Here is a 24,331-nt window from a genome sequence, read left to right as displayed (position 1 = left end):
GGGCAGCAGAACGAGCCATACCTCATTCTACAACCCAACCGCTTAACTATTTACGAGACACACACCACTAGCTCTGGCGGAGTGGACTGGTTTATTGGACCAAATCAGCGCCACCAGGGTTCACTGCATCAAGACATTTGGGAGACATCAGCAGCGAACCTCGCGGATACGGGCAAGATCGCCATATACCCAGTGGGTGGCTGGTGGAAGAACAACAGCCGCCGGGACCGTGTTGACCGTCCGTCAGGTACTCCCTTGTTGTTTCGCTCAAAACGGAGGAAGAGGGTATCGACCTCTATACGCCTATCGCCACACAGGTAGATACACCGGTTCAGGTGCCAGTGGAAATCGAGCTGTAGTCCAGTGATCGGGACCGAACCGCATACAACAGCAACTCGTGCGGGTTCCGCCGTTCCGCCGCGTGTGTACGGTTTGTGTACGGATGCCGGTAGGAATCACCGGGAATCACGGGGAACTGCGATGAGCCGATAAGCTGGCCGTGAAGCCCGCGATCAAGCGGGAAACAAGCAAAATCAGCGTCATTACGAGGGAGTGAGCGAAGCTGGTATCGACTGGACGAGGTCGCAGGTTCAAATCCTGTCACCCCGACCATAGATTCTGTAAGAGCAGAATACACTCAGCTAGAGGACGCTCACGGCTCCTAGTCAGGGAGACATCCGATTCTGGTCCTGGTGCAGTAGGAGTGTGGATAGCGCTGGAGTCGTCCAGCGGTCTTATCAAAACCCGGGGCTGCGGGTAGAGTTGTGCATGAGGCGATCCGGCCTCGCCGGCAGACGAAGTACAAGGAGTGATCGTTCATGCGTGCCGTTGTCTTCGATAAGTACCAGACCTTCCCGTCACTGACTGACGTCGACCGCCCTACTCCCGGCCCCGGGGAGGTGCTGCTGAAGGTAGCAGGTGCTGGAGCCTGTCACTCTGACGTGTCGATCTACCGGAAATTCACCGCCGACGGGGTGGTGAAGCTGCCTCCGCCTTTCATCCTCGGCCACGAGAACTCCGGATGGATTGAAGAGCTGGGTCCTGGTGTCACCGGTTTCGAAAAGGGCGAGGCGTACCTCGTCTATGGTCCCATCGGTTGTCAACGCTGCCGCGCCTGTTCCCGCGGTCAGGACACATACTGTGCCAACCAGGCTTCCATGCCGTACCTGGCTGCTGGACTAGGTCGTGACGGCGGCATGGCCGAGTATCTAAGTGTCCCGGCACGTAACCTCATTCCTCTTGGTGACGCCGACCCAGTAGATGCTGCTCCATTAGCGGACGCTGCTCTGACTCCGTACCACGCCATCAAGCTCGCCCTGCCGAAGCTCTCTGGGGGAGGGAAGTCTGCGCTTGTGATCGGGCTGGGGGGTCTAGGCCAGGCCGGAGTGCAGATCTTGAAGGCTCTCACCGGTGCCACTGTGATCGCCACTGATTTGCGCGAAGATGCCATGCAGCGTGCTGAGGCTGCCGGTGCGGTCACGGTGCCGGCCGGAGCTGATCAGGCGGCACGAATCCGTGAGCTCACTGGGGGCCGCGGGGTAGACGCCGTGTTCGACCTGGTCGGTGCAACGCCAACCGTGTCCCTTGCCCAACAGGTGGTAGCCGTCCAGGGACGGGTCACTGTTGTCGGCATCGGCGATGTGGAGGTCCCCTGGACTTTCTACTCAACCCCCTATGAGGCAGAGATGCTCACGACCTATTGGGGCACCATCGAAGAGCTTCACGAAGTGGTCGACATGTACAAAGCCGGCCAGATCAAGCCTGAAGTGGAGCGCTTCAGCCTCGAGGAGGCGCTTGACGCCTATTCTCGCCTCGAGGAGGGCACTATTTCCGGCCGGGCCGTGGTGACCCCGCACCTCTAGAGGCCTGCCGGCCGGCCAAGGCATACCCGGCTTGAGAGCCGGGACCTGCTTCAGCTGTTGGTGCGTTGGAACACGCGGATGATCGCACGCAGAGCTAAGACGCTGCCGCTGAGGGCGAAGAGCACTCCCACTACATCGTAGAGGGTCAGCGCGCCCGCAATTGGGGTGCCGATATCAGCAGTCAGCAGCATCGCAGAAACGATGAGCGCAGCCACCGCCACTGCAGCACCGATCGCATCATCCACTAGGCCGCGTACCCACCTACGGTCCGAATCATCTGCAAAGGGCCGGGCATCGATAGTGAGGCGCCCCTCCGCCAGCGCCGAGCTGACCTCTTCGACCCGCATCGGCAGTCGCCGCGCGATGGACGCCGACACCGCCGCGCTGCCCAGCGCCTGAGAAGCAAGCCGCCCGGGAGCGTTCAGCCTCCGCAAAATAGTGCCCATCCGGGTCTTGGCTGCCTCAAGCAGAGACATCTTCGGATCCAGCATCATCAGTGAACTCTCTACCGCGGCCAGGCTGCGGAACGCCGCTGTGACTCCCGATGGGATGCCCACCCCATAGGCCCGGGCTAAGCTGAAGAGCCGGGCGAACAGCCCGGAATCCAAACCTTGGCGGCCCTGGACCAAGGCGATCTCCCGCCCGATATCCCGCTGGAGCTGGCCATGATCGACTGTCTCGGGCACATCGAAGGCGAGCACGAACGCATTAGTGGCGGTGACGGCGTCGTCGTGCACAATCCCGTAGAGCAGAGTAGCCAGGACCTGACGCACCTCGGAGTCCAGCACACCGATAGAGCCGAAGTCCAGCAGCCCCAGTCTGCCGTCATCGAGCAGCATAATGTTGCCGGGATGCAGGTCGGAGTGGAACACCCCTTTGACGAAGATCCCCTCGATCAGCGCACGCACCAGATCATCGGCCAGCAGCTCCCTGGAATCCTGGTCCAGCTGACCGACCCGGTCTGCCGCCTCACTGAGCGCCACCCCCTGCAGCTTGCCCACCACCAGCACCTGTGAGGTGGTGAACTGAGGGAACGGCTGCGGTGTACCGATGTAGTGCAGATCAGCCAATGCCGCCTCCAGTGCGAGAGTATTGCTCAGCTCCTGGCGGTAGTCCAGCTCCTGACGGACCGTCTCCATGAGCTCATCCACAATCGAAGTCAGGGACATGCTCCGCGCCCATGCGAACCGCTGCTCCGCCAACGCCGCCGCATGGTGCAGCACCTCAATGTCGTCGCGCACCTGGGCGCGGGCCGAGGGCCGTTGCACCTTGACCACTACAGGCACCCCCTCACGGGTCACCGCCTCATGTACCTGAGCCACCGAGGCTGCGGCCAGCGGCTCCTCACTGAACTTGCTGAAAATGGTCTCAGGGTCGGCGCCGAGCTCATTGCGGATGACCTCACGCACTGTGGAAGCCGGAATTGGATCAGCATGAGTCTGCAGCCGGGCCAATGCGCTGGTGAGACCCTCCGGCAGCAGGTCCTGGCGGGTCGCCAGCAGCTGGCCCAACTTGATGAACGTGACCCCGGAGCGATTGATCGCCCGGACCACTGCATCCGTGAACTCCTGGTGTGCCGGTCCCACCTGCAGAACCCGGGTCAGGCCGGAGGAAGACATGATCTTGGCGAGCTGGGCCAGTCGGCGGGCTCTGCGCACGCGCTCATAGAGAATGCGGACCAGCTGCGGCAGAGACGGCAGGGACCCCGTGGGCGCCAGCGCCTCCATGACCACCAACACCAGCACTGCAGCCACATGCAGCCAGAGGATCCCCAGCAGTGCCGAGATGATCACTGCTGCAGCAGAGCCGCTGAAACTACCGTGAGAGTCCACCAGCCCCAGCGGCTGGGCAAAGAGCAGCCCCAGCAACCAGAGGCTGATCACGGACAGAACAGCTGCCACCAGGGTCCGCAGCAGCCCGGTCCGGGTGCCCAGTATCCGACGCGTGGATAGCGCCAACGCAGCTGCCCCCAGCGCGGCGGCCAGGGAGAGGGCGATCACCAGCGAGGTCTCAGTCATAGCAGCTCCTGCAGGCAGTCTACCTGGGGAGCCTCCCTGGATACCCGCTGATCAGCGGTTTTGCCGTGCCAAGCTGATCCCCAACATCCAGCGATAAGGTGGGGACGTGACAGTCGAAGGCCCCACGCCGGAGCGGCGCAGACAACAGCAGAGGATCAAACTCTCCGCCTCTGCCGCCGCCTTCCTGATCGGATTCGTCATCCTGCTAGTGCTGATGCTGCCCAGCCCCTGGGCTTTCGCAGCGGGCGCGGTCGTTGGAGGTGCGGCAGCGGCCGGGACCTACGGGATGATGTACGGCCGGGAGCTCAGCCTTGAGCGCAGAACAGCGCAGCTGAGCACGCAACAGGAATCGCTCACAGCACAGCTGAGACAGATTGAGGCCACAGTGCGCAACCGCACCCATCAGTTCCCGCCGGCCACACACGGCCAACTGCGGATGATGTTGGTGGGCCTGGAGGAGATCGTCCAGCGGTGGGAGACCCTGGACCGTGCACCCGAACAGCAGGACGCCGTATTCCACACCATTACGAACCATCTGCCCCGGACCCTGGAGCTGTTCCTGGGACTTCCTGACTCGGCCAAGCCCAAACATGCCGAGGAGTTCAAAGCGCAGGTCGGTCTGATGACCGAGGCAGTGGCCAAGACCCGCGATCAGGTGGTGAAGAAGGACCTGCAGGCGTTGAAGAGCAACCGGGCGCTACTGGAAGAGGCGCTCACCGATCCCGATGAGCGCCTCTTCAAGGATGAAGGACTCTAGTTCAGAATCTCGTAGGCCGGCAGGGTCAGGAAGTCCTGGTAGTTCTCGGTGTCGAGTACCAGATCCCGCACAATGCCGGCAGCCGGCTCGAAGTACTTGCTGAAAGCGTCGTCGTCATTGATATCCCCGCGCAGACGCTCCACCTCCTCGGCCAGCAGCTTGTCCACCAGACCAGTGGTGATCTGAGTGCCGGTGTCGGCAGTGGTGGTGCCGTTGTGGATCCACTGCCACACCTGGGAGCGGGAGATCTCTGCGGTGGCGGCGTCCTCCATCAGATTGTGGATGGCCACCGCACCGTTGCCGGAGAGCCAGATAGCGGTGTAGTAGACCGCCACATAGAGGTTGGTGCGTACGCCTTGCTCGGTGACCTCACCTTCAGCGGCCCCTACATTGAGCAGATCGGCGGCAGTGACCTCAACGTCGTCGCGCTTGCGGCTGATCTGGTTCGGGTTCTCGCCCAGCACCTCGGTGAAGACCTCGGAGCAGAGGTCCACCAGGTCCGGGTGGGCCACCCAGGAGCCGTCGTAGCCGTCATTGGCCTCGCGAGACTTGTCCTCACGGACCTTCTCCATGGCCTTGGCCGTGACCTCGGGCTCGCGACGGTTGGGGATGAACGCTGCCATACCGCCCATGGCGAAAGCCTCGCGCTTATGGCAGGTCTTGACCAGCAGCTCGGTATAGGCGCGCATGAACGGCTGAGTCATGCCGACCTGGGCACGGTCCGGCAGCACGAACTCAGAGCCGGAGGCGCGGAAGTACTTGATGAGGCTGAACAGGTAGTCCCAGCGGCCGGCGTTGAGCCCTGATGCGTGATCGCGCAGCTCATAGAGGATCTCGTCCATCTGGAAGGCTGCCGGGATAGTCTCGATGAGCACGGTAGCTCGCACCGTGCCGTGCGGGATTCCCAGCTTCTCCTCGGCGAAGCTGAAGATCTCGTTCCAGAGCCGAGCCTCCTTATAGTGCTCCAGCTTGGCGAGGTAGTAGTAGGGACCGATGCCCTTCTCGGCCAGCACCTTGGCGTTGTGAAAGAAGTGCAGGCCGAAGTCCACCAGGGAGGCGACGGCCGGGGCGCCGTTGACCTCGATGTGCTTCTCCGGCAGGTGCCAGCCGCGGGGCCGGATGACCATCACCGGCAGGGTGATGTCATCGCGCAGCGTGTACTCCTTGCCCTCCGGGGAGGTGAACTCCAGGGTGCCGCGAGAGGCCTCGTAGAGGTTCTTCTGGCCGTCGATGAGGTTCCGCCATGAGGGGGAGAGCGCGTCCTCGAGGCAGGCCAGCCAGACCTTCGCCCCGGAGTTCAGGGCGTTGATGGCCATCTTCGCCGGAGCAGGAGGGCCGGTGACCTCCACCCGGCGGTCGGCGAGGCTGGCAGGCTGCTCGGCCACGGTCCAGTCGCCGTTGCGCACATCAGCAGTCTCGGCAGGAAAGTCCATGGTGCCCGCCTCAGCAGCCTGGGCCTGGGCGGACTTGCGGTTCTCCAGCAGCTCATCCCGAGTACCGGCGAACTTATTGTGCAGCTCTTCAATGAACTGAAGGGCCTCATCGGTGATGATGGTCTCGGTTCCCGCGACCTCATAGGGTTTGCTGACGGTGATGCTCATGGCTGCTCCTTCGCGAAGTTGGGACTAGCTGGTGATGCACACATTTCTATGTCATAGAATCCACACTATGAAAGACCTAGTCCGCGATACGGACTCAAACCAGGGGCGCAACCCGCAGCGCGTACAGGTGATTGAGCGCGCCTTCGGGCTGCTGGACGCCCTGGTGAAGTGTGAAGGAAGTGCCACCGCAGGTGAGCTCAAGGCTGCCTCTGGGCTGGCCGGGCCCACCGTGCATCGACTGCTGCATACGCTCATCCATCTCGGGGTGATCCACCAGCTCCCTGACAAACGCTACGCGTTGGGAGCGAATCTGGTACCGCTGGGCGAAGGAGCCACCAGGCAGCTCGGTGGCCTGGCCGTGCCCCAGATGCAATCACTGGTGGCTGAGCTGGGCGAGAGCGTCAATATGGCCGCCATGGAGTCGGAGATGGTGGTCTACATCGCCCAGGTGCCCTCCCCGCATTCGATGCGGATGTTCACCGAGGTGGGGCGCCGGGCCTATCTGCACTCCACCGGAGTGGGCAAAGCGATGCTCGCCACCCTGCCCAGTGACCGGGTGCGCGAGGTGCTGCGCTCCACCGGGATGCAGGCCATGACCCCCAAGACGCTCACCAAGCCGCAGGCCCTGCTGGACCAGCTCCCGGTGATCTCTGCTCAGGGCTACGCGATTGACGATGAGGAGCAGGAGCTTGGCGTGCGCTGTTTGGCCGTCCCGGTTCCGCAGGGACCTACTCGAATGGGGCTGTCTGTCTCCGGGCCCACTGTGCGGATGGATGACGCGTTCATCCGGCATGCTGTTCCGCTGATGACCCGCACCGCAGCAGAGATTGGCCGCAAGCTCGGCAGGCGTTCAGCGCACCACGGAGCTGAGCAGCAGGCTGGTCTCTGAGTTCATAATCCCCTTGACCCCGCGCAGCCTGGTGAGCAGGGCATCGAACGTGCGCAGGTCCTGACACGAGATCTCGGCCACCAGGTCCCAGGCGCCGTTGGTGGTGTGCAGGGCGGTGATCTCGGGATAGCCGCGCAGCTCGGTGATCACCTGACTGGTGGCCCGGCCGAAAAGCTCAATCAGGCTGATTGCGCGCACCTCGCCCACTTCCTGGGGATCCCGGATCCGCACGCTGAAGCCCACGATCACCCCCGCGGCAGTGAGTTTCTCAATCCGTTTGGTCACCGTGGCGCGGGAGACACCCAGACGTTCTGCCAACGCCGCCACCGGGGCGCGGCCGTCTCTACGCAGCTCTGAGATGAGCCGCCGGTCCAGGTCAGAGATCTGCTCCATGATCATTATGGTAACCCTATGGTGTCACATTGACCGAGTGCTGATCATAATTGGACCGTTCTGCCTATTTCGGATGCACATCGTAATCCATAGTCTGGTGCTGTTCCAGCAGATGCACCGAAGAGAGAGGCCGGCTGTGCCCCAGTTTGTAGATGTGAAGAACATGACCCGATGGATCCAGCATGAAGGCGTGGAACCGATCATGACCGGTATGGCGGCATACCTGGAGCGGGACTTTGCCCGCTGGGAGCAGTTCGACAAGATCCCGCGGGTAGCCAGCCACACGCCCTTCGGCGTCATCGAGCTGATGCCTACCTCGGATAATGAGGAGTACGGCTTCAAATACGTCAACGGGCACCCTTTCAACCCGGCCCGTGGTTTCCAGACCGTTACCGCATTCGGCATGCTCGCCGCTGTGGACAACGGCTACCCCACCTTCCTCGCCGAGATGACGCTGCTGACAGCTCTGCGCACTGCCGCCACCTCAGCGATGGTGGCCAAGCGCCTCGCCCGGCCGGACTCTGCGGTGATGGCGATGATTGGGGCCGGCTCCCAAGCCGAGTTCCAGGCGTTGGCCTTCCGCGGATTGTTGGGCATCGAGCAGCTGCGCGTCTATGACGTGGACCCAGCGGCTGTACAGAAGCTGCGCCGGAACCTGCAGCCCCTGGGCTTCAGCATCTATGAGGCATCGGATACCGCTGAGGCTGTGGCAGGGGCCGACATCATCACCACCTGCACCGCGGATAAGGCGCAGAATACTATCCTGCACAGCGACCAGGTGGTCCCCGGGGTGCATATCAACGCCGTCGGCGGCGACTGCCCGGGAAAGACCGAACTGGATCCGGGGATCCTCACCCGCGGCCGCGTGTTTGTGGAGTTCCCCGAGCAGACCCGCATTGAGGGTGAGATCCAGCAGATGCCGGCGGACTTCCCCGTGGTGGAGTTCTGGCAGGTGCTCACCGGGGCCCAGCCTGGCCGGCTCAACGATGAGGAGATCACCATCTTCGACTCAGTGGGCTTCGCGATCGCGGACTTCGCCGCCCTGAAGTACCTGCGGGACGCCACCCTGGGCACTGAGCTGCAGACTCATATCGACCTGATCGCCGACCCGGAGGATCCCAAGGACCTGTTCTCCATGGTCAACTCCCTGAAACCGGTGAGCTGAGATGACTGCTGAGACCTTCTCGGCCCCTTTGGCGGGTACTGCGGTGAGCGGCAAGCGCAGCGACGCCGCGGATCAGGAGCGGCAGGCGACGACTTCAGGTGTGAAGTCCGGCGCAAGCCGGACGGGAACCGCGAGGTTGGGGACCCGTGGAGCCGGAACGGCTGTGCGGGCCACCTCGTGGCGAGCCGAGCGCGGCGTGCACGCGCCGGCGGGACCAGCAGCTGTACTGATGGTCCGGCCGCACCGGTTCCGGGTCAACCCGGAGACTGCGGCTGACAATGCCTTTCAGCGCAGCGTCGTGGACGATGAGAGCCTCGCAGCCGGTGCCTATCAGGAGTCCACCCGACTGGCTGAGAAGCTCACCGAGGCAGGGGTGGCCGTGGTGCTCATTGAGGATGAGCTCGGTCTCAGCCCGGACAGTGTGTTCCCCAATAATTGGTTCACCACCCATCCCGATGGCCGAATAGTTCTGTGCCCCATGTTTGCTCCCAACCGGCGTCAGGAGAGAAGGGACGACGTCGTCACCCAGCTCCGTGCCCGCTTCCAAGTCAGCGAGGTGCTCGACCTCAGCGCGGCTGAGCAGCGCGGTGAGTTCCTTGAGGGCACCGGCTCGGTGGTGATCGACCATGAGCGCGGACTGGCCTACGCCTGCCGGTCCAACCGCCTGAGCCCCGGACTGTTCCGGCAGTACTGCCGCCTGCTGGGTCTGAAACCGGTGCAGTTCGATGCCGTGGACCGCCGTGGGACTCCGGTCTTCCACACCAACATCATGCTCAGCGTGGGACCCAACGTGGTCCTGATCGGCGCCGAGATGATCCGCGAACGTTCCCAGCGCGACTGGCTGCTGGGATCGCTGCGCGACTCGGGCCGGACCGTGGTGGAGCTGACTGAGGAGCAGGTGACCCGCTTTGCCGGTAATGCCCTGGAGCTCAGCGGAGCCGAGGGGCCGCTGCTGGCGATGTCCGCCACGGCGCTGGCCGCACTGCGGCCGGATCAGGTGGAGGCCATCAGCGGCACCACACGGATCCTTACCGCCGATGTCTCTACCATTGAGGCCTCGGGAGGCTCGGTGCGCTGCATGCTCGCAGGCATCCACCTGCCGCCGCGGCTCGACTACTGATCGCCAGGGTTTCGCGGTGCCGCATAGGCGGGGGTCTGCTCCGCGGAAGCGAAGCGGGTAGGCCGAAAGTCCCTGAAGAGGGGGTTGGCCTGTTCGGTGCTGATTTCTTCAGCCAGAGCCTCACCCAACCATGGCCCCAGCACTACGCCGCTGTGGGTAACGGCGATCCACAGCCGGTTCTCCGGCTCCTCTGTGGCAGGCCCAGCCACAGTCAACCCGTCGCCGGGAATGACCCGGTGGCCCACCCGAACCTCTTCCAGCTCGGTACTGACCGCCGGGAGTAGGGCCTGCAGGCGGTCGATGAACTCCTCGGCGATCTCAGGTGCCGGCGTCAGTGCGGGGTCGGCGGTGGCGTCAAGGTCCAGAGCCTGCAGAATCAATCCGTTCTCGCCGTTGGGACGGAGGTTCAGGTGGTCGCTGGTGACTGGGCCCTGCAGTCCGTGATCGGGGGCTCGCACATAGGCCAGGTAGCCGAAGGCGGCGCCGCCTACTTCTTTGGGCACCATCGGGAGCTGAATGCCGGCCTTGGCGGCCACCTCTGTGGTGGAGTTGCCCACTGCCAGGACCACCACGTCGCCCTGCAGCTGCGTGCCGGAGCGCAGCCCGACCCTGCCCTCGGCGCGGGTGATGGCTGTCACCGGGTCGATGATCAGCGAGAAGTCCGGGCTCCGGCGCATCTCCGCCACCCGGGAGGCCGCCAGCTGCTGAGGATAGGCATGACCCTCCCAGGGGAACAGTGCCACAAGCGCATCCTGAGGAACCTGCACCGGTGTCAGCTGTGCCGCCTCCTCCGGTGTGATCCAGCGGGCGGCGTAGTCCAGCGACTGCAGGCGCTCTAGTCTCTGCCGCAGCGTGGTCCGGTGCCCATGGTCTACGGCGAACTCCACGTGGCCGTGCAGCAGGACCGTTTCGGGATGCTGTGCGGAGACCACATGGGTCCAGTGCTTGAGGCCCTCGTAGTTCAGCGCGTGGTAACTCTCCGGGTGCTTCTTATGGCTGTTGATCCAGGCGTAGCTGGTGGAGGTAGTGCCGGCGGCGACCTCCTCCGCCTCAACCAGGGTGACCTCATGCCCGCGGTTGAGCAGCGAGTACGCCACAGAGACCCCGACGATCCCAGCTCCGACGACGATAGTTTTCATAGATCCTCCATAAGGCGTGGTGGTGGCAGGGGTTCAGTACGCGGAGAAGCGCTCGCGCAGCTGCTGTACGTAGTTGCGTGTCTCGATGGCGCGTTCTGGATTGCGGCGGGCGATCTCAGCGATCAGCACGTCGCACAGCGCCCAGGCGGTCACAGACTCCGAGGCTGCCCCAGCCGTGGTGCTGGGCAGTTGGATGTGCTGTACACGGTCGGTCAAGCTTTGCGGAAGCCGGTCCTGGCTGATGACAGTCACGGATCGGGCCCGCTCCAGCGCTATCTCTGTGAAGTGCTCCACGGCGGGGAAGATCAACAGGGGCGCCAGAATGACGAGCTCATCCTCGGGGCCGATGCGGGGGATGCTGTCCGCTGCGGTGTGTGTCGCGCCCGTCAGCGGCAGTGCATCTACGCCGACTCGCTCGAGCTCCAGGCAGAAGTACTGGGCGATGCGGTAGGCCGTGCCGAGACCGTAGACGTTGACCCTTCTTGCCGAGACGAAAGCCTCAGCGGTATGGGAGATGAGGGCGGGTTCTAGGGTGTCGTTGAGGCGGATCAGCAGGTCCGCGGCCGAGGTGAGCACTGCACTGGCCACAGTATGAGACGTATCCTGCTCAGGGGCGAAGGCGCCGGAGGGGAGGCTCTCCAGGCGAGTGCGGATCACCGCGCCCAGACTCTGGGAGCTGTCTACTCGAGCTGCGCAGGAGGCTTTCATCTCCTTAGTCCCCGAGAATCCCAGTTTGCGCGCAGCGCGTGCCACAGTGGCCTCACTCGTAGAGGTCAGCTCTGCAATCTCGGCCGCCGTGCTGGTGGCGAAGCGAAACGGGTCCTGTTCAGCCAGAGCTGAGACACGGCGTTCCTGCCGGCTGAGATCTGGTGTGCCCGGCCGCTTCCGGGGGTTCTGGTTCGGCATACCTTAGATTCTGACAGAGTGAAGCGTTTTCTTCATCATTGACATTCAGTGGAGGTTTTCCTACGCTATGCTCTGGCTCACACAGCACATTCTTTGGAGGCATGTATGGCAGCAGAGTTCGTCATCGTCGGCGGCGGGGCGTATGGCTGTGCTGTGGCCTACCACCTAGCCAGCGCAGGAGCCTCGGTGCAGCTGCTCGAGGCCGGGCACATAGCAGAGGGAGCATCGGGTGGTCCGGGCAAGCGGGGTGTGCGTGCCAACCGCAGAGACCTTCGCGAACTTCCGCTGATGAGGCAGGCCTATGATCTCTGGCCCGAGCTGGGGGAACAGCTGGGAGCCTCCACCGGCTATGAGCGGACAGGCGGAGTAAGCCTGATCGAACGGGAAGTGGTGGGGGTCTCCGGCGGATTGGTCTCAACCGAGGCGCATGCGGCAGCCCAGGCCGCTTTCGGAATCCCCACCGAAAAATGGGACCAAGAGCGGATCCAGTCAGTGTTCCCTGGTATCTCCCAAGAGGTGAGGGCGGGGCTCTATGCCCCACTGGACGGGGTCGCCTCGCAGGCCGAGACAACTGCCGCCTATGCTGCTGCGGCACGTCGGCTTGGGGTCACCATCACCGAAGAAACCTTCGTTGCCCAAGTTCGCCCCCAGGCTGCCGGAGCAACAGCGCTCAGCTCATCCGGCGAACAGTTCACCGCCACCCGCGCGGTGTTGCTCGCTGCCAACAGTGGAGTCCTGCGGCTTGCCGAGACCGCCGCCGGACGCAGCCTCCCGCTGTGGACCATCTACCCCCAGGCCCTGTTCCTCAAGGCCGCCGAGCCTGCCCAGATCCCTCTGCTCACCGGCCATGATGATCGGGCGTTGTCGGTCAAAATCCTCCAGGATGACATCATCATGCTCTCCGGGGGATGGCGCGGTAGGCACAATCCCCAGACCGGCAGAGGCGAACTCGACCCAGCAGCCGTGTCCGGGAACATTGAACAGCTGACCGCAGTTTTTCCAGAACTCGGCGAGCTGACCCTGGTCGAGGGCCAGGCAAGCAGGCCTGAGTCTGTGGCCGTAGATCAGGTGCCGCTGATCGGTGCACTCACCGACCACGTCTACGCGGCGGCCGGCTGGTCTGGGCACGGATGGGCCCTGGTCCCTTCGGCCTCGAAGCACATCGCCCATCTGTTGCTGCACGGGGAATACACCCCTGAACTTGCCCCTCTATCACTCGCAAGAATTCCTACCTTAGGAGGTCGTGATGCCTGACATCACGGAAATTGACGGAGCCATGCTCAACTCCCTGCTGGTTTCGATCAGCATCCTGGGACTGCTGCTGCTGGTAGGCGTGGTGCTGCGCCTGCTCATCCCAGGTCTGCGCAAGTTCTTCATACCTGCTGCCCTCATCGGTGGCCTTCTCGGACTCAGTCTCGGCCCGCACGCTCTTGATGTGGTCCCCGGGGACATGACCTCTACTTGGGGCGCGCTCGCCGGCCTGCTCATCGCGATCGTTTTCGCCCCCATGCTTCTTGGGCAGGAGCTGCCCGGGGTGAAACAGGCTGCCAAAGAGGCGGGACCGCATATCTTCTACTCCTACTTCTCCAGCTTCGCCATCATTGCGGTCCCGGCGCTGATGACCTTCTTCATCTTCCAGCCGTTCTTCAACACTAATGCGCTGTTCTCCACCATCTTTGAGGTCTCCTGGCCCGGTGGGCACGGCACAGCCGCCGGCATGGAGGAGGCATACCAGGATCTCGGTTGGCAGGATGGCAGCTCGCTGGGTCTTGGGGCGGCTACTTTCGGGTTGGTGTTCGGGATCATCGCCGGAATGATCATGCTCAACATCGCTGCGCGCCGGGGGCATCTGGTCAACTACACCGGCACCGCCGTGCTGACCGACAGCGACATTCTCAAGGACAGCGCCGCCACCCAGGAGTCCCGCAGCCGACTGCGCAAGGCCTCTCTGGACAATCTAGCCTTCCACTTCTCGCTGATCGGCGCTGCCATCATCATCGGCTATGTGCTCAAGCACTTCGTGGATATGGTCATCACCGGGGTTCCACTCTTTCCGCTGGCCATGATCGGCGGTCTCATCGTGCACCTGGCCATAAGGCCGACTCCGATGTACAAGCTGGTAGACAAGTCGACGTTGAACTCCATTGCCGGCATTGCCCTGGACTTCCTGGTGGTGGCGGCCGTGGCCTCCATCTCCATCCCTGTGGTCCTGGAGAACTGGGTGGCGCTGCTGGCCACCATGATTGTGGTGGCCCTGCTCAGTATCGGCATCTTCTACATCATCGGCCCACGCATCTTCCGCGAGCACTGGGTAGAGAACAGCATTGTGAACTTCGGGGCCATGACGGGCGTGGTCTCCGTGGGCCTTCTGCTGCTCCGGGCCGCTGACCCCCAGATGAAAACCAACGCATACCGGGGCTTTGCGCTGCGAGCGCCGTTCACCAGCCCGTTCGTCGGAGGGGGCATCATCACCGCCTTGTTCCCGATCCTGGTGGCGCAGCACGGAAACCTCTGGATCGGTCTCGGCTGCCTGGCGGCATGTCTGCTGCTGATCGGACTGGCCATGCTCCTGGGCATATGGCAGAAGCCCTCGGTCCGGAAGGAAAGTGCCTAACTGCTCAGCCGTACCAGGCTGAGGCGTCCTGATCGTCCTCGGGGGTGGCGTCGTCGTCCTCTGCCTCCCTCGAGGGGCTCACGCCCAGCTCCATCTGCTTGATCACATCGGTGGTGGGGTTGACCATCAGCACTGCTTCATCGCGGTAACCGCGCAGCTCCTCATCGATGAACTTCGGCAGCGCCTCCTCCAGGGACACGTCCCGCCCCTCGGCCTCTGAGCGTTTCCACCGGTAGTCCAGCAGCTGGTGCATGATCTCAGCCGGTTCCAGTTTGTCGCGCAGATCCCGCGGGATCTTGGCGATGGTGGGCTGGAAGACCTGCTGGGTCCACATATGGGCGGCCACCGCCTCGTCCCCGTGCGGATCGGTGGCAGCCCGGTAGGCATCGATCTCGCCGAGCAGCCGGCGCGCCTGGTTCTCCTGAACATCCAGCCCGGTCAGCTGCATCAGCCGGCGGTGGTGGTGCCCGGGCTCCACCACCTTGGGGCGCAGCAGCAGATGGCCCTCATCGCGCGGCGAGCGAATATCGTACTCCTCCACGTCGAAGCCCAGCTCGTTGAGCCGGCGGATGCGCTCCTCGATCAGCCAGCGCTGGTCCGGGTCGAAGGCAGTGTCCCCGGTCAGCTCCTGCCAGAGTCCGCGGTACGAGTCGATGAACTGGGTGGAGGTGGCCAGCGCATCCACATCCTCGTCCACGAACCCGCCCTCCATGAGGTCCATCAGCTCGCCGGCGATGTTGACCTGGGCCACCTCCAGATCGTATTCGCGCTGCCCCGCCGAGAGCTTCGGATGCAGCTCCCCGGTTTCGGCGTCCACCAGATACGCCTTGAAGTTCCCGGCATCCCGCCGGAACAGCGTGTTGGACAGGCTGACGTCTCCCCAGTAGAAGCCCAGCAGATGCAGCTCCACCATCAGCAGCGCCTGGGCATCGATCAGCCTGGTCAGAGTGTCCTTGCGCATCATCTGGTTGAACACTGCCCGGTAGGGCAGCGAGAACCTCAGATGCCTGGTGACCAGGGCGGGGGAGAGCTCCTCACCCGCCTCAGTGGTGCGGCCGGTCACCTCCGCCACCGGCTTGACACTGGGTGCGCCCAGCCGGTTGAGCTGGCGCAGCATCCGGTACTCATGCCGGGCCGAACGCTCCGAGGTCTCCTTGATGGCGATCACTGAGCCGCCCAGATAGGCGAAGCGCACAATATGCCGGGAGATGCCGCGGGGCAGGGCCGCCAGGACATCCTCTGGCCACCCCGCCAATGGCAGATGCCAGGGCAGATCCAGCAGTTCCTGGGGAATGGTGCCCGAGGCGGTGAGACTCAGACCGGCAGCAGGGCTCATAGGAGAGAGTCTAGGGGGAAACCTCCCCGGGTACGACGCCGCCAGCCCTACCGGGTGTTCCGCAGCTCGGCGATTCTGCCCAGCACCTCGGCAAGAGACCGGGGTTCGGGGATGCGGTAGGCGGCCTTAGTCTGACCCTCGCCCACCTTGACCCCGATATCGCCGTCTCGGAGCACTGCGAAACCATGCTCATCGGTGACGTCATCACCAGCGAAGAGCACCGCCTCGGGGGAGGTCAGCCTGCGCAGCTCATCAATTGCCTCGCCCTTAGTGGACTTCACCACCACAGCCTCCAGGATCTGCTTGCCCTCCTTCAGGTGTGCACCGTCGACCACCGCGAGGGCTCCGCGGGCGGCCTCGAGCACCTGTTCGCCCAGTGCCCGGTCGCTGATATGGCGCACATGGATGGCTCCTCCGGCAGGCTTATGCTCCACCCAGGCGCCCTCCTCTTCGGCGGCGATGGCCTCCAGGGCCTCCAGGATGCGGGTGCGGGCAGCCTGCTGCTCTGCGGTGAGCTCCAGTCCCGGGGAGTCTGACCCCAGCCAGCGCTCAGCCCCGTGCGAGCCGAAGAGCAGAGTGCCCTCAGGGGGAGCGGCGAGCTCACGCAGGGTCTCCAACGGGCGGCCGGAGACATAGGCCAGCGAGATCCCCGGCATTGCGGCCAGGTGCTCGATCGCCGCGGCGTTCTCCGGGACCGGGCGGGCGCTGTGGGCATCAGCCACCAGCTCGGCGACGCAGCCGTCGAAGTCCAGGCAGACCAGCAGGTTCGGCTGGGCGGCGAACTCGGCCAGGGCGGCGTCCAGTTCAGGTGACAGGGAGGTGTTCTGAGTCATCTGAGATCTCCTTGATTCGGGGTATCGGCTTCGAGTGCGCACTCTGTGCAGCTTTTCGGCCCCCAGCACCGGAAAGTACTGCACAGACTGCGCACTCAACGGTTGGAGGTGGTGGGAAGACGCAGCGGATCGGGCAGCGGCTCGGGCGGAAGACACGGGGTGGATACGGGCGGGGCAGTGCAGTTCGGGCTGGGGCGCGGGCGGAGGGCAGTGCAGCTCGGGCAGGGGTGGGCAAATGAGCTTGGGGCGGCGTCGTTCTAGAGCTGGTCAAGCCGGCGCAGGAAGTCCTCGGCCCAACGCTGCACATTATGGCTGACCACCTGGCGGCGCAGCGAACGCATCCGTTTGCGCTCGTTGTCCCGGTCCAGATGGGTTGCCTGGACCATAGCGGCCTTGAGCTCGTCAATGTCATGCGGGTTGATCAGCAGAGCCTGGCGCAGCTGGTCTGCCGCGCCGGTGAACTCGCTGAGCACCAGCACGCCGGTGCCGTCCTTGCGGGCGGCCACATACTCTTTGGCCACCAGGTTCATGCCGTCGCGCAGGGCAGTGACCAGCATGACATCGGCGGCCAGGTAGAGCGCCACCATCTCCTCAATCGGGTAGTTGTGGTGCAGATAGCGGATGGCAGTGTGGCCCATAGTGTCGAATTCGCCGTTGATCCGGCCCACAGTCAGTTCGATCTCATCGCGCAGCCGCTGGTAGGACTCCACGCCCTCCCGGGAGGGGCTGGCGATCTGGACCATGGTATGGGTGCCCACTTGCAGCTTCCCCTCCTGGAGCAGCTCCTCATAAGCCTTCATCCGGTGCCGGATGCCCTTGGTGTAGTCCAACCGGTCCACACCGAGGTAGATATGCTCTGGATTGCCCAGCTCGGCGCGGATCTGCGCAGCCCGGGCGATGATCTTGGGATCATTGGCCAGCTCCACGATCCGGTCGGTATCGATGGAGATGGGGAAGGCCTTAGCCTCGGATCGGCGGAAAGTGCCGTCCTCCGGAGCGGAGAGCTGACGCGGTGCGGTGCCCCGGGCCGGGTCTGCGGTGAAGCCCTCCAAGGGGGCAGCAGTCTCATCCTCAAGCGGCACATAGATCTGCTCAGACTTGATGTAGTAGCCCAGCCGGTCGCGGACCGCGCGCTGGAAGTTCCGGGCGTCGGACTCACGCTGGAACCCGATCAGGTCCGCGCCCAGCAGCCCGCGCATCACCGAGTGCCGCCACGGCAGCTGGGCGAACAGCCCCGGAGGTGGGAAGGGGATGTGGTTGAAGAATCCGATCTTCACATCCGGGCGGAGGTCCCGCAGCATCTGTGGGACCAGCTGCAGCTGGTAGTCCTGCACCCAGACCGTGGCCCCTTGGGCGGCTACCTTGCCGGCCGCCTCCGCGAAGCGCTGGTTGACCCTGCGGTAGGCGTCCCACCAGTGGCGGTGGAAGAGCGGGCGGGCGATCACATCATGGTAGAGCGGCCAGAGTGTCCCGTTTGAGAAGCCCTCGTAGTAATACTCGACCTCCTGCTCGCTCAGCGCCACCGGGTGAAGATGCATGCCCTCGTGGTCGAAGGGCTCCAGAGATTCATCCGCCGCGCCGTGCCAGCCCACCCAGGCGCCCTCTGAACTGGTCATAATCGGGGCCAGTGCGGTGACCAGTCCGCCGGGAGAGCGCTGCCAGCCGGTGGAACCATCCGGCGTGGTGATCCGGTTCACCGCCAGGCGATTGGCCACCACCACGAACTCATAGCCGGTCTGGTACTGGCCCTGCTCAGCTGTTTCTGACATCGGTTCTGCGCCCCTTTCGACTCTTCACTTCACTGTACCGCGCTGGTCTCGTAAACAAGCGGTACCCTGTTAGTTGCTCTTCATTTTTGAACTATTGGCCTCATCAGTAAACGGAGTCACTCTTTATGGCACGCAACGGCGGCGCAAGCGCGCGCGAACAGGCCCGCAAGCTCCAGCAGGAGCAGGAGCGCAAGCAGAAGATGCAGTCCCTGATGCTGCGCCTAGGCGTAGTGGCGGTGGCACTGGTGGTGGTCATCGGGCTGACCTTCTGGGTGCTCACCCGGGAGGATGCCGGCAGCTACACCGAGGGTGATGCACCGGCTGCAGCCAATGAACAGGGCGGCTTTGTACTGACCTCCTCCACCGAGCTGGCCGAGGGCGAGGATCTGGGCCGGGTCGACTCCGAGGAGCTCGAGGAGGTGCCGATAGGCGAGGGCGCTGATGGCCTGCCCACCGGGGTGCAGCCCCGCGAGGAGGGTCAGGTTCCGCATGTGATCATCTACACCGACCCCGGCTGCCCGGCCTGCGGCAGCTTTGAGTCCGCCTACCACGGGCTGCTCATGCAGTGGCTCGACGCCGGGGCCATCACCCTGGAGTACCGTTCGGTGAACTTCCAAACCGCCTACTCCGCCCGGGCCGCCAACGCCTTTGCCTGCATGGCGGATGAGTCTCCGGAGAACTACTTCGACTTTCTGGGCACTATCACTGCCGAGCGTGCCCAGGGTGCTGACTACTCCAATGATGAACTGAGCAGCCGTGCTCAGAACGACTACGGGGTGAACATCTCCGAGTGCATTGACGACGGCACCTACCGGGCATTCGTCAACTACACCACCACCTTGGCTACCGCCAACGGCGCCACCGCTACCCCGCTGATCTGGGTGGATGACCAGCTGGCCGAGCCGTATATGGAGACCGGTGACCTCATCATGGCCGCGGTGCAGGAGTATCAGGACGAGACCGGCGAGGATCTGCTGGGCATCGATGAACAGGACCTCGAGGAGATCGATGAGGAGGGGGCCCCGGAGCAGTCCGAGGCCGAGGACGGCGAGCCTGCCGAGGACGCAGAGGAAGACGAGGACGACGCCGCCGAGGAGACTGAAGAGGACTGAGCGGCTGCCTGTGCCCTGCGCTGGGTGCTGATCGCCGGGGGCCGGCGTCGCACCCCCAGAGGTCCGGACGGTGCATCCTGCGCCGCGCCGCGCTTCCCGCGCCGCGCACTGGTAACCGTGCACCCAGCACCACGCTGGCGCCGCGCATCCCGCGCCGCGCTCCTCGCGCCGCGCTTCCCGCGCCGGCCGCCACGCCGAGTTGGTCAGAGAGCGGGGCTCGGGGCTAGTATGGTGAGGTTGTGGCGTCGTCTTTTGGTGCTGACAAGCCTCCTTAGCTCAGCTGGTAGAGCAGCTGATTTGTAATCAGCAGGTCGTCGGTTCGAACCCGGCAGGGGGCTCTTGAATCCCACAGGTTCTTCACCCAGGCCCACCTTGCCTGGAATCCATGACGAGCGGATGTCCACTGCCGATAAGCTGACTATCGGCGCGCTGCTGGTGGCGGCATTCGTGATGATTCTCAACGAGACCATCATGAACGTGGCGCTGACTCCGCTGATGCAGCAGTTCCAGGTCTCTGAACCTACGGTGCAGTGGCTGACCACCGCCTTCATGCTGACCTTGGCCGTGGTTATCCCCACCACCGGGTACATCATTCAGCGTTTCAGCCTGCGTGGGGTATTCACCACCGCCATGGCCCTGTTCATTCTGGGCACCACCCTCTGCGCTGCCGCCCCGGGCTTCAACTTCCTGCTGGCCGGACGTGTGGTCCAGGCCGCCGGCACCGCCATCATGCTGCCGCTGCTGATGACCACGGTGCTCACCCTGGTCCCGCTGCGCCGCCGCGGCGTGGTGATGGGCAATATCGCCATCGTGATCTCAGTGGCCCCAGCCACCGGGCCGGCGCTCTCCGGGTTCATCCTGCATGTGGCCGATTGGCGCTGGATGTTCCTCACCATTCTGCCGATCGCGCTGCTGGCCCTCTTCCTGGGCCGGCCGCGGCTGAATAAGGACCCCGGGGCCGCCGAGCGCGGAATCCACATTCCCTCGCTGATCCTGGCGGTGCCCGGGTTCGGCGGTGTGGTCTACGGGATCAGTCAGATCGGCGGCGGGCACGGCACTGAGGATGTAGAGGTGGCGGCCGAGGGCCCCGGCGTGGACCCCGTGGCCATCGCCGTGCTGGTGATCGGTGTGCTCTGCTTGGCGGCCTTCGCGCTGCTGCAGGTCCGGCTGCAGAAGTCTGATTCGGCCCTGCTGAGCCTCAAACCGTTCAAGTACGCCATGTTCACCCGCAGCCTGTTGATGATGCTGCTGATGATGATCGCGCTCTTCGGTGCGCTGATCCTGCTGCCGCTGTTCCTGCAGTCGGTGCGCGGACTGGACACCCTGACCACCGGTCTGCTGATGCTGCCCGGCGGACTGCTGATGGCACTGTTGGCCCCCTTCGTGGGCCGGCTCTACGACCGAGTGGGCCCCCGCCCGCTGGTCGCCCCTGGTGCGGTGATCCTGGTGGTCGCACTGTTCTGCATGAGCCTGCTGGGTCCGCAGACCGAGCTGTGGCTAGTGCTGCTGCTGCACCTGGTGCTCTCCGGGGGGTTGGCTCTGCTGTTCACCCCTGCCTTCACCACCGCGATGAACCCGCTGCCGCAGCCGCTGTACTCCCACGGTTCGGCGGTGCTGAACACTTTGCAGCAGCTCGCTGCCGCCATCGGTACTGCTGCCCTGGTGGCCACCGTGGGGATCGGCTCGGGTATGGCCGCCGCCCAGGGAGCTACCCCGGATGAGGCCGCACTGGAAGGCTTCCGCATCGCGTTCCGAGTAGCCGCCACCATGAGCATCGGCACTCTCCTGCTCGGGCTGACCCTGCGCGCCACCCCCGCAGAGGACGCCGCCGCCCCGGGGCCTGCCTCCGCCGCCCCCTCTCACTGACCGCCGCACCGCACCGCCGCACCGCCCCACCGGTGAGCACCGCCGTTTATGGGTTCTCCCGCCGTTTTCCCCGCCTTTAAGCCGAGAACAGCGGTGCTCGGCCAGGTGTGGGCCGTTAAAGATTAGGGGACCAGCCCGCACCGAGCTGGTCCCCTGACAGCGAGTCTGGCTCACTGTGTCGCACCCAAGTGATCCCTACCTTATCCAGGGCTTTTCCTATTAAGCAACACCTTGCTTGCGAAAATATGGGCAGCTGGTGGTGGTTGGGGCGTCGTCGTACTCTGACCTGGGGTGATGCGCGCTGACTGTGACGGGCATCATGCTGAACCGTTCTCTGATAGCGTCGTATGCGTCCGTGGGGTGCTCCTGGGGAGCTGAGATCACGCCGAGCGCGTGGGACCCAATGAACCTGATGCGGCTAGGGGATACGCCCTGAACCGCCGTAGGGAGAGGAATCGCATGACTCTGTTCGATGAGCTGAAGACTGCCGCGGCCGATGACTGGGCCGCCTACACGCATCATTCCTTCGTGCAGCAGCTGGGGGCCGGAAACCTGCCCCAGCCGGCATTCCGCCACTATCTGATCCAGGACTACCTGTTCCTGATCCAGTTCGCGCGCGCCTATGGGCTGGCTGCGTATAAGGGCCACAGCTTCGAGGATCTGGCCAAGGGGCAGGCCGGGCTGCAGGCGACCATCGAGGAGACCGAGCTGCATGTCAGGCTCTGCGCGGGCTGGGGAATCAGCCGCGAGCAGATGGCCGCCACCGCCGAGCAGCCGGCCACTGTGGCCTATACGCGCTATGTGCTCGACACCGGGATGCAGGGGGACCTGCTGGACCTGCATGTGGCGCTGTCCCCCTGCGTGATCGGTTACGCCGAGATCGGTGCCCGGCTGAAGCCGGCGCTGGAGGCGAACCCGGAGCACCCTTATGCGGAGTGGGTCGCCGAGTACTCCTCTGAGGATGCCCGGCGGCTGGCCGATGAGGCGATTGCTTATATTGATCAGTTGGGCGCCCGGTACCTCTCCCCGGCACGGTTCCCCAGACTGGCCGAAATCTTCGCCACTGCCACCCGGATGGAGGCGGCGTTCTGGCAGATGGGCCTGGATCTGGCTGCTGCCGAGGAATAGTCGGGCGGCGTCTCTGTTGTGCTGAGTATGAGTGAGCAGAACAAGATTGTCATTGTGGGCGGGCACGGCAAGATTGCCCTGCTCGCGGCCCCCAAACTGGTCGATTCCGGGTTCCGGGTGGAGTCGCTGATCCGCAATCCGGATCATGCCGAGGAGGTCGCGGCCACTGGGGCTGCCCCCGTGGTCCTGGACATCGAGGTCGCTGATACCAGCGCATTGGCCGAGGCGTTCGCAGGGGCCTGGGCGGTGGTCTTCTCCGCAGGTGCCGGGGGCGGAAATCCAGCACGCACCAAAGCAGTGGATCACCAGGCCGCGGTGCGCACTATGGACGCCGCAGCCCAAGCCGGGGTGCGGCGCTATGTGATGGTCTCCTACTCCCGCTCCGAGGTCGATATCCACACCCTGGACCCGCAGAGCAGCTTCTACCCCTACGCCGAGGCTAAGCACCATGCGGACAATTACCTGCGCGGCACCGAGTTGGACTACACCATTCTGGGCCCCGGAAAGCTCACCGCCGAGCCGGCCAGCGGGAAGATCCTGGTCACTGACGCTGCGGGCGCTGCAGCCAGCTCACAGGATGGTCCGGCTGCCACGGAGACCTCGCGGGAGAACGTGGCCGAGGTGATCCGGCATGTCCTGGCGCAGGGTGCGGCGGTGCGCCAGACTGTGAACTTCTTCGACGGGGAGTCCCCTATCGCTGAGGCCATCAGTTAGGAAACTCAGGATCTTCAGTGCTAAGATTCTGAGGTTCCCGGATCCGTAGCTCAGTTGGTTAGAGCGCACGCTTCACACGCGTGAGGTCGATGGTTCGAGTCCATTCGGATCCACGCATCGGGGCACTCTGCCCCAGCAGCCTGAATCTCAGGTTTTACGTTGATTTCACCCAGCAGGCCCACTTCGGTGGGTCTAGTTGTGGTTGGCTAGTTGTGGGAGGTGCCATGCCTGAGCGCAGACCAGACTCAGCAGATTCCGCGCAGCGGAACAATGACCACGACGCGCTGAGCGCCGGGAGTGGCGATGCTGCGACTTCAGGGGGGAAGGCTGGTGCCACCGCACCTGACATCGGAGCCAGCAGTGACGGCGCTCAGCACACTGCGCCGATCGACCCGGTAGTCTCCGAAGTTCCCACTGACACCAGCCTGATTCCAGTGGTGCGGCCTTCAGAGGCGGGCCAGCAGGAGGAGGAAGAGGGTTTCGTCAAGACGCTCACCGGATCCATCGCCGCCTCCTGGGCCGCAGCCGCCGAGGACGCCAACCTGGAGTGGCAGGAGTACGATGCCGAGGCAGCGGCCCGAGCCGCTGAGGAGGCCGAGGAGTCAGGGGCGGAGGCGGTCCGCCACACCTATACTGACAACTTCTCCCTGGCCGAAACCATCGAACCTCCCGCCCCACCTGGCCCGATGACCGGCCAGGGCACCTCCGGCAGCATCTCAGAGGGATCGCCCAGCACCGGGCCGGTCCCCCTGCCGGTGACCGCACCCTCGATGCCCATCCGCCGCTTATCGGTGCTGCGCCCAGCCTGGTTCAAAGGCAAGCTGAAGGTCCAGGGAAAACCCGCTGCGCTGTTCGACCGCGCAGTATTCGACCGTCGGGTCAACCCGCAGCATGTGTTCAACAAGATCATGCAGACCGAACGGCCGGTCACCGACCAGCAGTCCATCATTGATCGGCTGCAGGGCACCCCGTTCGAGAACACTGTGCAGGCAGAGTTCCACGGCGCCGGTGATGAACTGGAGACCATCAACTTTGTGCTGGACTTAGGTGAGGCGCTGTTCCGGTACGGTGCCGGTGCCCTGGAGGTGGAGACCTCGATCATCGCGGTC

Annotated in this window: 19 protein-coding genes, 2 tRNA genes, 1 pseudogene and 1 riboswitch; of the genes and pseudogenes, 14 read left to right on the top strand and 8 right to left on the bottom strand. The window is 64.2% G+C overall.

All coding sequences use genetic code 11. The annotated features are described in order from the left end of the window. The first annotated feature begins 818 nt into the window (after window positions 1–818). Complete coding sequence (locus tag GNZ21_RS04280; RefSeq protein ID WP_157321655.1) at window positions 819–1,862, top strand: NAD(P)-dependent alcohol dehydrogenase; 1,044 nt, start codon at window positions 819–821, stop codon at window positions 1,860–1,862. Window positions 1,863–1,912: 50 nt separating this feature from the next. Here the strand turns inward: GNZ21_RS04280 and GNZ21_RS04275 are convergent, their stop codons facing one another. Continuing rightward, window positions 1,913–3,880: an ABC1 kinase family protein gene (locus tag GNZ21_RS04275; RefSeq protein WP_157321653.1), complete on the bottom strand. Its 1,968-nt coding sequence runs from the start codon at window positions 3,878–3,880 to the stop codon at window positions 1,913–1,915. 106 nt (window positions 3,881–3,986) lie between these two features. Here GNZ21_RS04275 and GNZ21_RS04270 point away from each other — a divergent pair, with 106 nt between their 5' ends. Beyond that, complete coding sequence (locus GNZ21_RS04270) at window positions 3,987–4,637, top strand: hypothetical protein (RefSeq protein WP_157321651.1); 651 nt, start codon at window positions 3,987–3,989, stop codon at window positions 4,635–4,637. Here GNZ21_RS04270 and aceB read toward each other — a convergent pair. Further along, window positions 4,634–6,238 (bottom strand): malate synthase A, encoded by a 1,605-nt coding sequence (gene aceB / locus GNZ21_RS04265; RefSeq protein WP_157321648.1) that lies wholly within the window; start codon window positions 6,236–6,238, stop codon window positions 4,634–4,636. The two genes, GNZ21_RS04270 and aceB, sit on opposite strands and share 4 nt — an antisense overlap. Window positions 6,239–6,305: 67 nt before the next feature. Here aceB and GNZ21_RS04260 point away from each other — a divergent pair, with 67 nt between their 5' ends. Then, window positions 6,306–7,127 (top strand): IclR family transcriptional regulator, encoded by an 822-nt coding sequence (locus GNZ21_RS04260; protein ID WP_157321647.1) that lies wholly within the window; start codon window positions 6,306–6,308, stop codon window positions 7,125–7,127. Here GNZ21_RS04260 and GNZ21_RS04255 read toward each other — a convergent pair. Continuing rightward, window positions 7,089–7,520 carry an Lrp/AsnC family transcriptional regulator gene (locus GNZ21_RS04255; protein WP_157321646.1) on the bottom strand — a complete coding sequence of 144 codons (432 nt, stop codon included), beginning with the start codon at window positions 7,518–7,520 and terminating at the stop codon, window positions 7,089–7,091. The genes GNZ21_RS04260 and GNZ21_RS04255 overlap by 39 nt on opposite strands. A gap of 112 nt (window positions 7,521–7,632) precedes the next feature. Between GNZ21_RS04255 and GNZ21_RS04250 the strand changes: the two genes are divergently transcribed. Together GNZ21_RS04250 and ctlX are read left to right on the top strand one after the other, a co-directional pair. Then, complete coding sequence (locus GNZ21_RS04250) at window positions 7,633–8,685, top strand: ornithine cyclodeaminase (RefSeq protein WP_157321659.1); 1,053 nt, start codon at window positions 7,633–7,635, stop codon at window positions 8,683–8,685. 1 nt (window position 8,686) lies between these two features. Further along, window positions 8,687–9,805 (top strand): citrulline utilization hydrolase CtlX, encoded by a 1,119-nt coding sequence (ctlX, locus tag GNZ21_RS04245; RefSeq protein WP_198345964.1) that lies wholly within the window; start codon window positions 8,687–8,689, stop codon window positions 9,803–9,805. Here ctlX and GNZ21_RS04240 read toward each other — a convergent pair. Both GNZ21_RS04240 and GNZ21_RS04235 read right to left on the bottom strand, forming a co-directional pair. Beyond that, window positions 9,799–10,944: an NAD(P)/FAD-dependent oxidoreductase gene (locus tag GNZ21_RS04240; protein ID WP_157321645.1), complete on the bottom strand. Its 1,146-nt coding sequence runs from the start codon at window positions 10,942–10,944 to the stop codon at window positions 9,799–9,801. The two genes, ctlX and GNZ21_RS04240, sit on opposite strands and share 7 nt — an antisense overlap. Window positions 10,945–10,977: 33 nt before the next feature. Next, window positions 10,978–11,850, bottom strand: a complete 873-nt coding sequence (locus GNZ21_RS04235) for a MurR/RpiR family transcriptional regulator (RefSeq protein ID WP_157321644.1) — start codon at window positions 11,848–11,850, stop codon at window positions 10,978–10,980. A 105-nt stretch (window positions 11,851–11,955) separates the two neighbouring features. On the opposite strand from GNZ21_RS04235, the gene GNZ21_RS04230 reads away from it, so the two are divergent. Together GNZ21_RS04230 and GNZ21_RS04225 are read left to right on the top strand one after the other, a co-directional pair. Next, window positions 11,956–13,104, top strand: coding sequence for an NAD(P)/FAD-dependent oxidoreductase (locus GNZ21_RS04230; protein WP_157321643.1), 1,149 nt, complete (start codon window positions 11,956–11,958; stop codon window positions 13,102–13,104). Continuing rightward, window positions 13,097–14,464 (top strand): sodium/glutamate symporter, encoded by a 1,368-nt coding sequence (locus GNZ21_RS04225; protein WP_157321642.1) that lies wholly within the window; start codon window positions 13,097–13,099, stop codon window positions 14,462–14,464. The genes GNZ21_RS04230 and GNZ21_RS04225 overlap by 8 nt, the downstream gene beginning before the upstream one ends. A 4-nt stretch (window positions 14,465–14,468) precedes the next feature. Here the strand turns inward: GNZ21_RS04225 and GNZ21_RS04220 are convergent, their stop codons facing one another. From GNZ21_RS04220 to GNZ21_RS04210, 3 genes are all read right to left on the bottom strand, one after another. Further along, complete coding sequence (locus GNZ21_RS04220) at window positions 14,469–15,800, bottom strand: DUF4032 domain-containing protein (protein WP_157321641.1); 1,332 nt, start codon at window positions 15,798–15,800, stop codon at window positions 14,469–14,471. Window positions 15,801–15,847: 47 nt separating this feature from the next. Beyond that, window positions 15,848–16,633 carry a trehalose-phosphatase gene (gene otsB / locus GNZ21_RS04215; protein WP_157321640.1) on the bottom strand — a complete coding sequence of 262 codons (786 nt, stop codon included), beginning with the start codon at window positions 16,631–16,633 and terminating at the stop codon, window positions 15,848–15,850. 257 nt (window positions 16,634–16,890) lie between these two features. Then, window positions 16,891–18,402 (bottom strand): alpha,alpha-trehalose-phosphate synthase (UDP-forming), encoded by a 1,512-nt coding sequence (locus tag GNZ21_RS04210; RefSeq protein ID WP_157321638.1) that lies wholly within the window; start codon window positions 18,400–18,402, stop codon window positions 16,891–16,893. A gap of 125 nt (window positions 18,403–18,527) precedes the next feature. On the opposite strand from GNZ21_RS04210, the gene GNZ21_RS04205 reads away from it, so the two are divergent. The 7 genes and pseudogenes from GNZ21_RS04205 to GNZ21_RS04175 all read left to right on the top strand — a co-directional run. Then, window positions 18,528–19,514, top strand: coding sequence for a thioredoxin domain-containing protein (locus tag GNZ21_RS04205; protein WP_157321635.1), 987 nt, complete (start codon window positions 18,528–18,530; stop codon window positions 19,512–19,514). A 265-nt stretch (window positions 19,515–19,779) separates the two neighbouring features. Further along, window positions 19,780–19,852: transfer RNA gene (locus GNZ21_RS04200), tRNA-Thr, on the top strand. Between the two features lie 58 nt (window positions 19,853–19,910). Further along, window positions 19,911–21,380 carry a DHA2 family efflux MFS transporter permease subunit gene (locus GNZ21_RS04195; RefSeq protein ID WP_157321633.1) on the top strand — a complete coding sequence of 490 codons (1,470 nt, stop codon included), beginning with the start codon at window positions 19,911–19,913 and terminating at the stop codon, window positions 21,378–21,380. 346 nt (window positions 21,381–21,726) lie between these two features. Beyond that, window positions 21,727–21,847: riboswitch (TPP riboswitch) on the top strand. Beyond that, complete coding sequence (gene tenA, locus GNZ21_RS04190) at window positions 21,840–22,508, top strand: thiaminase II (RefSeq protein WP_157321631.1); 669 nt, start codon at window positions 21,840–21,842, stop codon at window positions 22,506–22,508. It overlaps the preceding riboswitch by 8 nt. A gap of 27 nt (window positions 22,509–22,535) precedes the next feature. Continuing rightward, window positions 22,536–23,222 carry an SDR family oxidoreductase gene (locus GNZ21_RS04185; RefSeq protein WP_157321629.1) on the top strand — a complete coding sequence of 229 codons (687 nt, stop codon included), beginning with the start codon at window positions 22,536–22,538 and terminating at the stop codon, window positions 23,220–23,222. 39 nt (window positions 23,223–23,261) lie between these two features. Beyond that, window positions 23,262–23,335: transfer RNA gene (locus tag GNZ21_RS04180), tRNA-Val, on the top strand. 111 nt (window positions 23,336–23,446) lie between these two features. Then, window positions 23,447–24,331 (top strand): annotated as a pseudogene (locus tag GNZ21_RS04175) (hypothetical protein); the annotation flags it as partial.

This window comes from Nesterenkonia alkaliphila (genome assembly GCF_009758175.1).
Classification (GTDB): Bacteria; Actinomycetota; Actinomycetes; order Actinomycetales; family Micrococcaceae; genus Nesterenkonia; species Nesterenkonia alkaliphila.
Note: the sequence above shows the minus strand (reverse complement) of the source record. Positions and strands in the feature narration are given on the sequence as shown.